11 protein-coding genes and 2 tRNA genes are annotated in these 13134 nt (G+C 44.3%); 10 read left to right on the forward strand and 3 right to left on the reverse strand.

Going from position 1 to position 13134, the window contains the following annotated elements:
* Nucleotides 1-63: 63 nt before the first annotated feature.
* Nucleotides 64-870 (reverse strand): lytic transglycosylase domain-containing protein, encoded by an 807-nt coding sequence (locus ACS72_RS13835; protein ID WP_171249869.1) that lies wholly within the window; start codon nt 868-870, stop codon nt 64-66.
* A 559-nt stretch (nt 871-1429) separates the two neighbouring features.
* Here ACS72_RS13835 and ttcA point away from each other — a divergent pair.
* A complete protein-coding gene (ttcA, locus tag ACS72_RS13840) occupies nt 1430-2356 on the forward strand; it encodes a tRNA 2-thiocytidine(32) synthetase TtcA (protein WP_004814970.1) in 927 nt (308 codons plus the stop codon).
* Between the two features lie 226 nt (nt 2357-2582).
* Entirely contained in the window at nt 2583-2966 is a 384-nt protein-coding gene (locus tag ACS72_RS13845; protein WP_004814972.1) for an SCP2 sterol-binding domain-containing protein, read from the forward strand.
* A 62-nt stretch (nt 2967-3028) separates the two neighbouring features.
* Here ACS72_RS13845 and ACS72_RS13850 read toward each other — a convergent pair whose 3' ends face one another.
* Nucleotides 3029-4144 (reverse strand): transglycosylase SLT domain-containing protein, encoded by a 1116-nt coding sequence (locus ACS72_RS13850; RefSeq protein ID WP_034592750.1) that lies wholly within the window; start codon nt 4142-4144, stop codon nt 3029-3031.
* Nucleotides 4145-4511: 367 nt separating this feature from the next.
* Here ACS72_RS13850 and greB point away from each other — a divergent pair, with 367 nt between their 5' ends.
* From greB to ACS72_RS13865, 3 genes are all read left to right on the forward strand, one after another.
* Complete coding sequence (gene greB / locus ACS72_RS13855) at nt 4512-5006, forward strand: transcription elongation factor GreB (protein ID WP_004814978.1); 495 nt, start codon at nt 4512-4514, stop codon at nt 5004-5006.
* Nucleotides 5007-5094: 88 nt separating this feature from the next.
* Nucleotides 5095-5185: transfer RNA gene (locus ACS72_RS13860), tRNA-Ser, on the forward strand.
* A 242-nt stretch (nt 5186-5427) separates the two neighbouring features.
* Nucleotides 5428-5518 (forward strand) — tRNA-Ser (locus ACS72_RS13865).
* Between the two features lie 36 nt (nt 5519-5554).
* Here the strand turns inward: ACS72_RS13865 and ACS72_RS13870 are convergent.
* Nucleotides 5555-6514 carry a LysR substrate-binding domain-containing protein gene (locus tag ACS72_RS13870; RefSeq protein ID WP_048882420.1) on the reverse strand — a complete coding sequence of 320 codons (960 nt, stop codon included), beginning with the start codon at nt 6512-6514 and terminating at the stop codon, nt 5555-5557.
* A gap of 241 nt (nt 6515-6755) precedes the next feature.
* Here ACS72_RS13870 and ACS72_RS13875 point away from each other — a divergent pair, with 241 nt between their 5' ends.
* The 5 genes from ACS72_RS13875 to epmA all read left to right on the forward strand — a co-directional run bounded on the left by ACS72_RS13875 (nt 6756) and on the right by epmA (nt 13105).
* Nucleotides 6756-7979 carry an acyl-CoA dehydrogenase gene (locus ACS72_RS13875; protein ID WP_048882421.1) on the forward strand — a complete coding sequence of 408 codons (1224 nt, stop codon included), beginning with the start codon at nt 6756-6758 and terminating at the stop codon, nt 7977-7979.
* A gap of 226 nt (nt 7980-8205) precedes the next feature.
* Nucleotides 8206-9636: an MFS transporter gene (locus ACS72_RS13880; protein WP_008302341.1), complete on the forward strand. Its 1431-nt coding sequence runs from the start codon at nt 8206-8208 to the stop codon at nt 9634-9636.
* Nucleotides 9637-9688: 52 nt separating this feature from the next.
* Nucleotides 9689-10927: a CaiB/BaiF CoA-transferase family protein gene (locus ACS72_RS13885; RefSeq protein WP_048882422.1), complete on the forward strand. Its 1239-nt coding sequence runs from the start codon at nt 9689-9691 to the stop codon at nt 10925-10927.
* Between the two features lie 139 nt (nt 10928-11066).
* The gene (locus tag ACS72_RS13890) at nt 11067-12134 is read left to right on the forward strand and encodes a 4-phosphoerythronate dehydrogenase (RefSeq protein ID WP_008302344.1); all 1068 of its coding nucleotides are present in this window, start codon (nt 11067-11069) and stop codon (nt 12132-12134) included.
* Nucleotides 12131-13105 (forward strand): EF-P lysine aminoacylase EpmA, encoded by a 975-nt coding sequence (gene epmA / locus ACS72_RS13895; protein ID WP_048882423.1) that lies wholly within the window; start codon nt 12131-12133, stop codon nt 13103-13105. Before ACS72_RS13890 ends, epmA begins: the two co-directional genes overlap by 4 nt.
* The last annotated feature ends 29 nt before the right edge of the window (nt 13106-13134 follow it).

The following is a 13134-nucleotide window of genomic DNA, read 5'->3' on the forward strand; positions in this document are numbered from 1 at the left end:
CCCAGAATTTACCTCATCACCATGATCAACCAAAACTTAGGATGAATGATGAAGAGGAAGGGCTTAATCGTTGATATATATTCTGGCGGATGCAGTGGCATGTGCGGTGGCATAAGAACCGGCAGGCGCATCAGTGAAGCTGCCATCTGCATTGGCAATGATCTGACGCTGATAATTGCTGGCTTTAATGGTAGGCGCTGCCGACGTTTTATAATTGGCAGAGCTGGCCAGAATCTTGGCGGTTTCAACCGGTGCCGTAGCGGCGGTCAGATTAACACCACTGGAATATAGATTGTGATACCGGCTGGTCACACGGCGTACATAGTCTTGCGTCTCGCGGAAGGGCGGGATACCGCCATATTTGCTGACATTGCCTTCACCAGCGTTATAACCTGCCAGTGCTAAAGCGGTATTGCCATTAAAACGTTTCATTAGCCAGGCCAGATATTTGGCACCTGCCATAATATTCTGATGCGGATCATAAGCATTAGATACATTAAAGCGGCGTGCGGTAGCAGGCATGAGCTGCATTAGTCCCTGAGCACCGACTGGAGAACGGGCATGGACATTAAAGCCAGATTCAGTATGCATCACAGCCTTGATCAGACCTTCAGAAATACCGTGCTTTTGTGCAGCCTCACGGATAATTGAATCAAAGGCATTTTTGTTTTTGCTATAGCTCGGCAATACCGAAGCCTCACTTGAGCCCCAGTTGCTATAGCTATGAATGTTACTGTCCGGGTAATAGGTCTTTTTTTCTACTTTTAGATTACTGTAGCGACCTTTATTATTCGTCAGCAGGGTAACACCATTGCTATCTTTCATTTGATAGATCGTCTGACCTGCATGCGAAAAAGCAGCAGTTCCCATCAAAATATAAAGACAACTTAGTACAGAAGTCCCCTTAAACCACAAATTTTTATTCATTGTAAGTATATGTATTGAACATTTGTCCCCAAAACTTACTACAGAGTTTAACAAAATTTACTGTAATGAAAAGTGATGAGCGACGCATTTATAAACAAGTTTGTAAATGCAAGTCCCTAATGTTGAAGAACTAACCAAAAAAAATATTTATTTTTTTTTAATATGGCTTTCTTGACACGGTTAAGCAATTGATTTTAAATATAAAATAAATTGGTTAAAAAATGATCAATTTAAATAGAACCCTTATTTTTGGGGCCGATAAAGCTGTCAAGTCGTTTTAAATCCACAAAGTTATCCACAGGTTTTGTGGAAAACTGTGGAAAAGTCCAAAACATAAGCATCCTGGATAAAAAACGAACTGTTTCGTTCAATTTATCAATCTAAATAAAACATGAAGTTTAGAGTATTACTTCAATAACAGGAAAATAAATTCTTTTGATGCGAGAAGCACCCGAATCGGATAAAATTGCGCGGTATTTTTATTTATGGGTTATTCTCGTCTATGTACTCGCCAGTTGAATCCGAGCAAGGATTTAATTTCAAACCGGAATTGCCAACAAGCTCTGCCTATTACCGTTTGTTGAAAAAGCTTCGCCGTCAGGTCGGACACGCTATTCGTGACTTTAAAATGATCGAAGATGGCGACAAGGTCATGGTGTGTATTTCTGGTGGTAAAGACAGCTATACCTTGTTAGATATCATGCTGCAGTTCAAGCGTATCGCACCTATCAACTTTGATGTAGTTGCGGTAAACCTGGACCAGAAACAGCCGGGCTTCCCTGAAGATGTATTACCACGTTATCTTGAAGAAAATAACATTCCGTATTACATCCTGGAAAAAGACACTTACAGCATTACCAAGAAGCTGACGCCTGAAGGCAAGACTTACTGTGCCGTATGTTCTCGTCTGCGCCGTGGCTCGCTGTATGGTTTCGCGCAAGAAATTGGTGCGACCAAAGTTGCGCTCGGTCATCACCGTGATGACATCCTGGCGACGTTCTTCCTGAACCTGTTCCATGGCGGCAGCTTAAAAGCGATGCCACCAAAACTGTTGTCTTCAGACAAGAAGAACATCCTGATCCGTCCACTGGCTTATGTGGAAGAGAAGGACATCATCAAATATGCCGAGATGCGTCAGTTCCCGATCATTCCATGTAACCTGTGTGGTTCTCAGGAAAACCTGCAACGTGCCATTATTAATGACATGCTGCGTGACTGGGATAAAGCTCATCCGAAACGTCTGCACAGCATTTTCGGTGCACTGCAAAATGTTTCACCGTCACAACTGGCTGACCGTGAACTGTTTGACTTCGAGGCACTCGACAGCCAACGTGAATTCGACTTTAAAGATTCTTGCTCAACTGAAGAAGCAGTAGAAGGCGAAAGCAAGCGAATTAATATGGTCAACCTCGGTTTTGCTGCAGATTAAGACCTTTTTGACGGGTATTCATTCAAGTTGAGTGCCCGTCAAGCCTTATCAATCAAGACTACGTACATAAAAACAGAAAGATAATGACAAAAATTGAACGCTGCGTACAAAATTCGTTAGCCATTCGACAAATGATCATGTTATAACAATCTGCAAGCGCAATAGCGTCAACAATGATGTTGTCTGGATAGACGACACACACGAACTAATAAATTGAGGAAAGATCATGCCTGCTTTTTTAACTGATGATTGGTTTTCAACTGTAGAAACTCTGACTGCTCAAGCAGGTGACCTAAACCTGGCGCCAGCGCTTGCGAATCTTGCAATCAACCTGGTGGTTGCGGACGCTACAGGTAATACTGAATTATCTTTAGATGGTGGAGCGATCAAAAAAGGTCTGTCTTCAAATGCGAAGACTACGCTGAACATGGATGCAGAAACTCTGCGTAAAGTATTCCTTGAGTTTGACATGGCTGCTGCAATGCAAGCATTCATGACCGGTAAGATCAAGGTTCAGGGGGATATGTCTCAGCTGATGGCATTGCAAACTGCAAAACCAAGCCAAGAGCAAAAAGATCTGTTCAAGAAAGTGCTTGAGCAAACAACCTGATCAGTCCTATCTGCATAAAAAAAGCTTACCCAAGGGTAAGCTTTTTTTATAGCTTGAATAAATCAGATATTCACAAGCTCTGAACTTTTGATCTGTTCCAGATAAGAACGGATACGGGTTACATATTGCAATGCCTGACGATAACGGCCATTGCTGGCTTTGTTATGCTCCAGATAGCTATACAGGTTTACCCAGTTATCCGGATCCTTCCCCTGGTTACGGATACTGTTCTGAATTTTCTGAACTGCACCTGGACCCATGTTATAGGCTACTAAGGCATACCAGTTACGGTCTGGCATAGGAATATGCTCAAAGCGTGACAGCATCTTGTCATAGTATTTCGCACCGCCTTCAATACTTTGAACAGGATCGGTACGGTTATTTACACCCATTGCCTTTGCGGTTGAGCTTGTCAGCATCATCAGACCACGGACACCGGTCGGGGACACGGAGTTTGGCTTGAGATAAGATTCCTGGTAGCCGATCGCGGCGAGCAGATGCCAGTCCAGGCCGTATTGCTGTGCAGATCGCTGGAAGCTGGCCTTGTAAATGGGGAGGCGCTGGCTAAGATCCTGATGGATATTATCCCTGAAATGCTCCTCGACTACATTCTGATTGTAAAAGGAAGCGAGCTGATTGATTGCGCCGCTTTGCTTGCTGTTACATACGAAATTACTTGCAGTCTGGCTCAATGGATCATTGGCTGATTTGAAAACCCAGTTCAGGTTGGCATTCAGACCTTTAGACGACAGGGAACTGCCATCACCACAAGTTGCAGAGAATGACGTCAGTTTACGCGCTTCAATGCTGCTGATACTGCTTGTAGTCATTGCCATGTTGGCTTTGCCTTGAGCAACCATTTTCAATGCAGAGGCATCATCGCTCACCGTTTTGAAATCCAGTTTTACATTCATGTTTTTGGCATAGTTACGAACCAGATCATAACCAAAACCATGCAGGTGACCGCCTTCTTCAAACACTGTGGTCGGGCTCTTCACAGCAACAACAGTAAGCTTATTGCTGTTGACGACACTATCAAACTGGTGTGCCGGTGTTTTACTTGCATTGATGGCGTGGAATGGAACAAGCGCAGTGCTCAATACAAGAATTTTTACAGGGAGAGAGGAAAATAAAGATCTTAGGCAAAGCCTCGACCCAGAAGATGAACTACTGTGCATGTTGTCTCCGCTACAAGTAATTTATGCCCTCGAAAGTTTTAGGCAAAAGACACCACAGAACTTTCTTAAAGTTGATAAATTCAATTAGGGTTGGGCAGTCATGACGTCATTCAAAATGACTTGGGATTAAACGGCAATGTGTAGAAAAACTACACAGAGTAAAAAATAAACAAAGTTAATCAGATGTGCGCATGGTAATGATCAAAAAATAGATTGTCAAATTTTGTACGCAAAAATGTTTAAAAATGTAATTTAAGTATTTAAAATCATTAGAAAATTTTTTTAGTATTATGTTTGCTTGTTAAAATAGCCAATAAAATAGGGCAGTTAGCAAGGAAAATGATGTCATGAGTGGTGTAAGAAAACGATGAAATCCAATTTGATTACCCGTGGTGGGCATGACAAATTAGTGGCAGAACTTAAATATCTGTGGCATGAAGAACGACCGGAAATCACTAAAAAAGTGAACTGGGCCGCCAGCCTCGGCGACCGTTCTGAAAACGCTGACTACCAGTACAACAAGCAGCTGTTACGCAAGATCGACCGTCGTGTCCGTTATTTGGGCAAACGTCTGGAAGAGCTACGGATCATTGACTTTTCACCTGAGCAGGAAGGGAAGGTTTACTTTGGTGCTTGGGTCGAAATTGAAAATGAAGCCGGAGAACAAAAGACTTTACGGATAGTGGGAGTTGATGAAATTTATGACCACCATCCACAGCATATTTCGATTGATTCGCCAATGGCACGTGCGCTGCTCGGCAAGCAGGTTGATGATGAAGCAGAAGTAATAACACCCTCCGGTAAGAAAGTCTGGTTCATCAATACCATCCGCTATGAAAAGCCTGAAAATTCAGCAAATTGACCGAATTGATTTTATTTTGTGCATTTGATAACTAAATTTCTCAAAAATATTTGCCAAGCCGGATTTTTATTTATATGATGGCGCCCATGGAAGCGTGGCAGAGCGGTTTAATGCACCGGTCTTGAAAACCGACGAGGGCTTATACCCCTCCGTGAGTTCGAATCTCACCGCTTCCGCCAAATTTGAAAACCCCGATCGAGAGATTGGGGTTTTTTTATGCTTATAATTTTTTTTCATGTTAGTGATTCTGTTTTAATCAGCATTATAAATTTATTGGGTTTATTTTTATTATTCATCTATCTATCAAGTGTCTACTCAAGAAAAGCGTCCGGCTGAAAATTAGATGATTGAACGGATTTTTTAATAAGTTTTGCGAAAATTTATTGCCAAGAAACAGAAATATTTATATGATGGCGCCCATGGAAGCGTGGCAGAGCGGTTTAATGCACCGGTCTTGAAAACCGACGAGGGCTTATACCCCTCCGTGAGTTCGAATCTCACCGCTTCCGCCAGATTTGCAAAGCCCCAGTCGAAAGATTGGGGTTTTTTTATGGGACTTCAGATTTAGTCTGAATGGGTTCTTGCTGTAGTTCTTCTTTCATCCAGTTTACAAATCTGGCAATGAGCGTGGAATGTTCATTATGAGCATGAATCAGGTGATAGGCCCGACGTCGTTCCAGTTTCTGATCGGAAATTTTCACCAATTCTCCATTGGCGAGTTCTGTTTCAATCAGCATCTGCGGAATCAGGGCCATTCCCATATCATGTTTGGCTGCAACGGCCAGCATAGAAAATAATTCATGCCGCTGTCCGCCTAAAGGATTTGGATGTTTTACCTGATGCAATTCGAACCAGTCCTGCCAGATTGTGGGGCGGGTCGTCTGTTGTAAAAGCGGTAACTGTAATAGCTGTTCAGCACTCAGTATTAAATGTGGTGTATCAGCTGTTACCTTCATTTTTAAATGTGTTTTGATGAGACTGGGTGAACAGACAGCAACCACATCTTCATGCATCAGGAAATGGCTGGTAATCCCGGGCCACTGTGCGACCTGTTCTGGTGTACCTGCATAAATGGCAGCATCGAAGATAGTTTCATGAAACAGGAAGGGGCGTGTGCTGGTTTCCAGATGTACAGTAATTTCCGGATGACGCTGTTGGAAACGATGTAGTTTAGGTAGTAGCCACCGGGTTGCAAAAGTAGGAACAACTCCCAGTTTCAGCGTACCGCCTTGACCTTTATGTTCTATGACATCCAGCGTAGCTTGTTCCAGACTTATTAATAAAGGTTTGATACTTTCATAATATTGCTGTCCTGCTGCGGTCAGTTCCACGCCATGACGCGTACGGCTAAACAATTGTACCTCGAGTAATTCTTCCAGATGCTGGATCTGACGTGAGATCGCACTCTGAGTCAGAAAGAGCTCCTGTGCAGCATGGGTATAACTGGAATGGCGTGCTGCAGATTCGAAGCACATGAGGCTTTGGGTAGAAGGGATTTTTCGGCGCATAATTTCCTCCCTGAAAATATCGTCCTATCACAAAATGACATATTAAACGTAAACCTATATACAACTTTGGTCTACAGCATTGAGTTAATCAGGCTTACAAATTTGTTGATTGAAAGGCTCATATCTCAGTTATGCAATTAACGCATATCTACATGCTAAATGCTCGTTTGAAAGCTGTTTCATTCCTGCCTAGGATCAAGTCAGAAGATTGAGAACAATAGACAGCTAAGCAGAGGATGCGATGAATCAAATGGTTAATACAAAAAAAGCCCAGAAAAACTATTTTGACTGGCAAGACCCATTTTTACTGGAGCAGCAACTGACAGAAGAAGAGCGCATGATTATGCAATCTGCACGCGCTTATTGTCAGGGTAAACTTCAACCACGTGTATTGGAACAATTCCGTCATGAAAAAACTGATCCGAATATTTTCCGTGAAATGGGTGAGCTCGGCTTGCTAGGACCGACGATTCCTGAACAGTACGGTGGTGCAGGCTTAAATTATGTCAGTTATGGCCTGATTGCTCGTGAAGTTGAACGTGTCGATTCAGGTTACCGTTCTATGGCCAGCGTACAAAGCTCGCTGGTGATGGTGCCAATCAATGAATTTGGCTCTGAAGAACAAAAACAGAAGTATTTACCAAAACTGGCAACTGGTGAATATATCGGCTGTTTCGGCCTGACTGAACCAGATCATGGTTCAGATCCGGGCAGCATGATTACCCGTGCCAAGAAAGTCGATGGCGGTTACCGCTTAACTGGCGCAAAAATGTGGATTACCAATAGTCCAATTGCCGATGTATTTGTTGTTTGGGCGAAAGAAGTCTCTGCTGAAGGTAATGTCGGTGATATTCGTGGCTTTATCCTGGAAAAAGGCTGGGAAGGTTTATCTGCACCAGCGATTCACGGCAAAGTGGGTCTGCGTGCTTCGATCACCGGTGAAATCGTGATGGATAATGTATTTGTTCCAGAAGAAAATGCGTTTCCGGAAATTCGTGGCTTACGTGGACCATTTACCTGTCTGAACAGTGCACGTTACGGCATTGCCTGGGGTGCGATGGGCGCAGCTGAATTCTGCTGGCATACTGCACATCAATACACCATGGACCGTAAACAGTTTGGTCGCCCATTGGCAGCCAACCAGCTAATTCAGAAAAAACTGGCCGATATGCAAACTGAAATCGCGCTTGGCTTACAGATCGCTTTACGTTTTGGCCGTATGAAAGATGAAGGGATTGCTTCGGTAGAAGGAACTTCACTGATCAAACGAAATAACTGTGGTAAAGCCCTGGATATTGCTCGTGTTGCGCGTGACATGATGGGCGGTAACGGCATCTCTGATGAATTTGGTGTAGCGCGTCATCTGGTCAACCTGGAAGTGGTGAATACCTATGAAGGTACCCATGATGTACACGCTCTGATTCTCGGTCGTGCCCAAACAGGTATCGCAGCTTTTTCTAATTAATTTATTTTCTAAATTCGGGATGCTCAGGGTTGAGCATCCTTAGGGCTTTTGTCCCTAAAAAACGGTCAATAACTTAAATAAAGGATTCATCGTGACGCTTTCTTGTCATTCTCAGTATTAATAAGCAGAAGTTCATAAGATGTAAGCAGAAAAAGAATAAAGAACGCTGCTGTAAACCTGAAGACAGAGGAATGTCGATGACTCATTTGGGAAAATGAGGTAATACATGAACAACGAAAATCAAAATAGTCTCCATCAGGACGCTGTTGCCTTGGGTATAAAGCTACCGAATAATGTCGGCACAGCTCATCGCATTCATGCCCATACCTGGAAACTGGCATTTATCTTCGCATTCGTCTCTCTGGTGATTGACGGTGTAGACATTATGCTGTTGTCTTTTAGCTTGACCAGTCTCAAAGCAGAATTTGGTCTGACTTCGTTTCAGGCCGGAATGCTGGGGAGTGCCTCTTTGGCCGGAATGGCACTTGGTGGGATTACGGGTGGATGGGCATGCGACAAGTTTGGACGGGTAAAAACCATCGCCTGGTCAGTTGTGTTTTTCTCGATCATGACCTGTATCTTGGGTTTCACTCAAAGCTATGAGCAATTCATGGTACTTCGCTTTATTGGTGCATTCGGTCTGGGTTCACTGTACATGGCCTGTAATACCTTGATGGCAGAATATGTACCGACCAAATACCGCACTACAGTACTAGGTACCTTACAGACGGGTCAAACTGTCGGTTATATCGTGGCGACTTTGATGGCTGGTGCGATTATTCCAGACTATGGCTGGCGCATGCTGTTCTACGTGACAATCATTCCCGCCGCTTTTGCATTGCTATTTATGCGTTTTGTGCCAGAGCCAGCATCCTGGCAGGAAGCGAAAATCGAGCAGGCGAAACGTAAAGCGCTGAAACTGGAAAATCCAGAAACAACAGTTACTGCTCAACAACCATCAGAAAGCATTTATAAGCGTATCTTTGGTCATCAGTCGCATCGCCGTATGTTCCTGTTATGGATGACAACTGCCGCATTTCTGCAGTTTGGTTATTACGGTGTCAATAACTGGATGCCGACCTATCTGGAAACCGAACTCAATATGAATTTCAAAGCCTTGACTGGCTATATGGTCGGTGCTTATACCGCCATGATTCTGGGCAAAATTATTGCCGGTTATGCAGCGGATAAATTTGGACGTCGTATTACCTTTGTATTTGGTACGGTCAGTACAGCGGCTTTCCTGCCAATCATCATTTTCTATAACACCCCAACTAATATTGCCTACTTATTGATTACTTTCGGTTTCCTTTACGGAATTCCATACGGTGTCAATGCAACTTATATGGCTGAAACCTTTTCAACTGATGTACGCGGTACGGCAATTGGCGGAGCCTATAACATGGGCCGTCTAGGTGCTGCGATTGCACCGGCAACTATCGGTTTTATCGCCGCAGGTGGTTCATTCACCATGGCATTTATCGTGATGGGAACTGCGTACTTTATTGCCGGGGTGATTCCAGGACTGTTTATTCGTGAGCGTCAATATGATCCACAACAGTCTAGCCTGGTGAAGCCGGCTGAAGCAGAACATGGCGATTCAGTTGGATCGGTGACTGCGAAGAAACCAACTCGTCCAGCGACTGCAAGTCAGTAATCATCAACATTATAAAGGCTGGGTTTCCTAGCCAATGAAAAAAGGATTGAGCATGAGTGCATTAAAAGGAATACGCGTACTGGATTTAAGCCGAGTGCTGGCAGGACCATGGTGTGGACAAATTCTGGCAGATCTGGGTGCTGAAGTGATTAAGATCGAGCGTCCAGGTGTAGGGGATGATACCCGCATGTGGGGACCACCGTGGATGAAAACGCCATCTGGTGAAAATACCCGTGAGGCAGGCTATTTTCAGTGTGCCAATCGTAATAAATATTCGGTCACTGTCGATATTGCCTCTGAACCAGGACAGGAACTCATCCGGGATATTGCCAAAACTGCGGATGTGGTGATTGAAAACTATAAAGTGGGTGCATTAGCACGCTATGGGCTGGATTATGAACGCTTAAAGGCCATTAATCCGAAGCTGGTGTATTGTTCGATTACTGGCTTTGGTCAGAACGGGCCTCGTGCCGAAGAGCCGGGTTATGACTTTATTATTCAAGGTATGTCAGGTCTGATGAGCATTACCGGTGAAGCAGATGATGTCCCGGGTGGTGGAGCACAGAAGGTCGGTGTAGCGGTTGTGGATATTCAAACCGGGCTGTATGCGACCATTGCCATTCAGGCTGCGCTGTTGGCTCGTCATCATACAGGTAAAGGTCAATATATCGATATGTCTTTGCTGGATGTACAGGTAGCCGCTTTGGCCAATCAGGGGATGAACTATCTTACTTCAGGCACGGCACCAAAACGAATGGGAAATCATCATCCCAATATTGTGCCTTATCAAACCTTTAAAGCCAAAGATAAGGAATTTATTATCGCCTGTGGCAATGATAAGCAATTCCGGGATTTATGCATGGCAATTGAGTTATCTGAACTTTTGCAGGATGAAAAATTCCAGCGCAATCAGGATCGGGTGAAACATCGTGATGAACTGATTCCCTTATTGTCAGAATATTTTCTTGCAAAGAATGCCAAAGAGTGGGTTGATGCCATTCACTCGGTCAAAGTCCCCGTCGGTGTGATTAACTCGATTGAAGATGCTTTGAATGAGCCCCAAGTTGCTGCACGGGAAATGCTGGTGGATTTACCGCATCCTTTAAACGCCCAGTTTAAAATGATTGGTTCACCGATCAAGCTATCGGATACACCTGTACAATATCGTCATGCACCGCCAAAACTGGGACAACATACCCAGCAGATTCTGTCCCAGTTCCGTAGTCCCGAAGAAATTGCCGCGCTCAATGCGCAGGGTATTATTGATCATGTTGTATCTGCGGCTTCCTAAACTGTTAATTTTTTTTTACTTAAACCGAAGCCAGTCTTCGGTTTTTTTAATCACTTAAGAAAATAGAAAGCCACATAACTGAATGGTCATCAGCAGCATCACGCGTTAAGATAACGGCATTGTGTTGTTGGAAGGCATTATGAAAATTGTCGCAGATGAAAATCTGGCATTTACCGATTATTTCTTTGCAGAATTTGCCGAGATTCAGCATTGTGCAGGGCGTACACTGACTGCGGCAGATGTGCAGGATGCAGATGCCTTACTGGTGCGTTCAGTGACCAAAGTCAATTCACAGCTACTAGAAGGCAGCCCGGTCAGGTTTGTTGGTAGTGCCACGATTGGTACGGATCATCTGGATATTGCTGCACTTGAACAGCAGGGAATTGCCTGGAGCAATGCTGCCGGTTGTAATGCCCAAGCCGTAGCTGAGTACGTGATTACTGCCTTATTAAAACTTCGTCCAGCACTCCTGGATGCTGGCCCCAATTTTACCTTGGGAATTATTGGGCTAGGCAACGTGGGTACGCGACTGGCTTATATGGCAGATCTGCTAGGCTGGCGTGTGATCGGTTGTGATCCTTTTGTACAACGAGACCATATTGAACAGGTTGATCTACAAAGCTTATTGGCGCAATCCGATGCGATCAGTATTCATGTTCCTTTGACCAAACAGGGTGAGCATCCGACTTATCATATGATCAATGCAGATGCCTTTGCCCAAATGAAGCCTGAAACTATCCTGATCAATTCAGCACGTGGACCAGTCGTTGAAGAAGCAGCATTAATCGCTGATATCCAGGCAACTCGGCGTCAGGTGGTACTGGACGTATTTGAACATGAACCGTTGATTTCAGCTGAAGTGCTGGATCTGGCCAGCTTGGTAACGCCACATATTGCCGGTTATAGTCTGGAAGGTAAGGCGCGTGGTACTCAAATGATCTATGAGGCTTTCTGTCGTCATTTTGGCTATGAAATTAATAAGCAGTTTGAAAGCCAGTTACCAGAATGTGTGCCATATTTCGCAGAGAAGGATTTAAAAGCAGCTCTCAAGCAGCACCTGAGTGAAATCTATGATATCCAACGTGACGATGCCAATCTGCGTGCTTGCTTAAAAGACGCTAAAGTCGATCAACAGGCTTTTGACCATTTACGTAAGACCTATCCGTTACGTCGTGAATGGGCGGCACATGGAGGGTCGAAAGCATGACGATTGCTTATCAACCGAGCTGTGATGTAAATGCGATGCGCGCACGTGCTCATTTATATGCACAGCTGCGTCAGTTCTTTGCGGAACGTGATGTGCTGGAAGTAGAAACCCCGATTTTGTCTCAAGCGGGTGTGACCGATGTGCATCTGGCATCTGTGCAAGCACAACGTCATGTACTAGGTAAGCTCAGTACTCATTATCTGCAAACTTCTCCTGAATTTGCGATGAAACGCCTGCTGGCAAGTGGTAGTGGTCCGATTTACCAGATTTGCAAAGTGTTTCGTGATGATGAGCATGGGCGTAAACATAACAGCGAATTCACCATGTTGGAATGGTATCGTCCGGGCTTTAGCCTGAAAGACCTGATGTTTGAAGTTTCAGATCTGTTGAATGTAGTATTAAAAGCCCGTTTTGGTGAAGTCCGTCCAACAGTACTGAGCTATAAACATGCCTTTATGGATCGACTGGATCTGAATCCCTTACAGGCAACTTTACAGGAATTGAAAGACTGCTGCCGTCGCGTTGGTTTAAATCTGGATCTGGGGCAGGATCGTCTGGCCTATATTGACCTGTTGTTCTCGCATATGGTGGAACCGAGCTTGGGATTTGACACAGTGGTATTTCTGACCGATTTCCCGCCTGAACTTGCTTCATTAGCAAAAACCAAAATCGATGAAGATGGTGAACTGGTTGCAGCACGTTTCGAACTTTATATAGAAGGTCTGGAACTGGCGAATGCCTATGATGAGCTGATTGATGCGGAAGTGTTACGCTCACGCTTTGAAGCAGATAATGCAGAGCGTAGCTCTCTCGGTTTACATGTCATACCGATTGATGAATATCTGTTGGCTGCTTTACCGAATATGCCGGAATGTTCTGGGATCGCACTTGGGGTGGATCGTCTGTTGATGATTGCCACCAATCAGATGAAGCTTGAGAAAGTTATTACTTTCCCGGCAGATATTTCCTGATCCTCCTCCTGATCTAATCAGCCTGTTAT

The organism is Acinetobacter sp. VT 511 (assembly GCF_001077515.1).
GTDB classification, from domain to species: Bacteria; Pseudomonadota; Gammaproteobacteria; order Pseudomonadales; family Moraxellaceae; genus Acinetobacter; species Acinetobacter schindleri.

Bases quoted from the DNA above. Each gene is read 5' to 3' on its own strand.
- ACS72_RS13835 (WP_171249869.1), bottom strand. From the start codon at position 870: ATGGGAACTGCTGCTTTTTCGCATGCAGGTCAGACGATCTATCAAATG.
- ttcA (WP_004814970.1), top strand. From the start codon at position 1,430: ATGTACTCGCCAGTTGAATCCGAGCAAGGATTTAATTTCAAACCGGAA.
- ACS72_RS13845 (WP_004814972.1), top strand. From the start codon at position 2,583: ATGCCTGCTTTTTTAACTGATGATTGGTTTTCAACTGTAGAAACTCTG.
- ACS72_RS13850 (WP_034592750.1), bottom strand. From the start codon at position 4,144: ATGCACAGTAGTTCATCTTCTGGGTCGAGGCTTTGCCTAAGATCTTTA.
- greB (WP_004814978.1), top strand. From the start codon at position 4,512: ATGAAATCCAATTTGATTACCCGTGGTGGGCATGACAAATTAGTGGCA.
- ACS72_RS13870 (WP_048882420.1), bottom strand. From the start codon at position 6,514: ATGCGCCGAAAAATCCCTTCTACCCAAAGCCTCATGTGCTTCGAATCT.
- ACS72_RS13875 (WP_048882421.1), top strand. From the start codon at position 6,756: ATGAATCAAATGGTTAATACAAAAAAAGCCCAGAAAAACTATTTTGAC.
- ACS72_RS13880 (WP_008302341.1), top strand. From the start codon at position 8,206: ATGAACAACGAAAATCAAAATAGTCTCCATCAGGACGCTGTTGCCTTG.
- ACS72_RS13885 (WP_048882422.1), top strand. From the start codon at position 9,689: ATGAGTGCATTAAAAGGAATACGCGTACTGGATTTAAGCCGAGTGCTG.
- ACS72_RS13890 (WP_008302344.1), top strand. From the start codon at position 11,067: ATGAAAATTGTCGCAGATGAAAATCTGGCATTTACCGATTATTTCTTT.
- epmA (WP_048882423.1), top strand. From the start codon at position 12,131: ATGACGATTGCTTATCAACCGAGCTGTGATGTAAATGCGATGCGCGCA.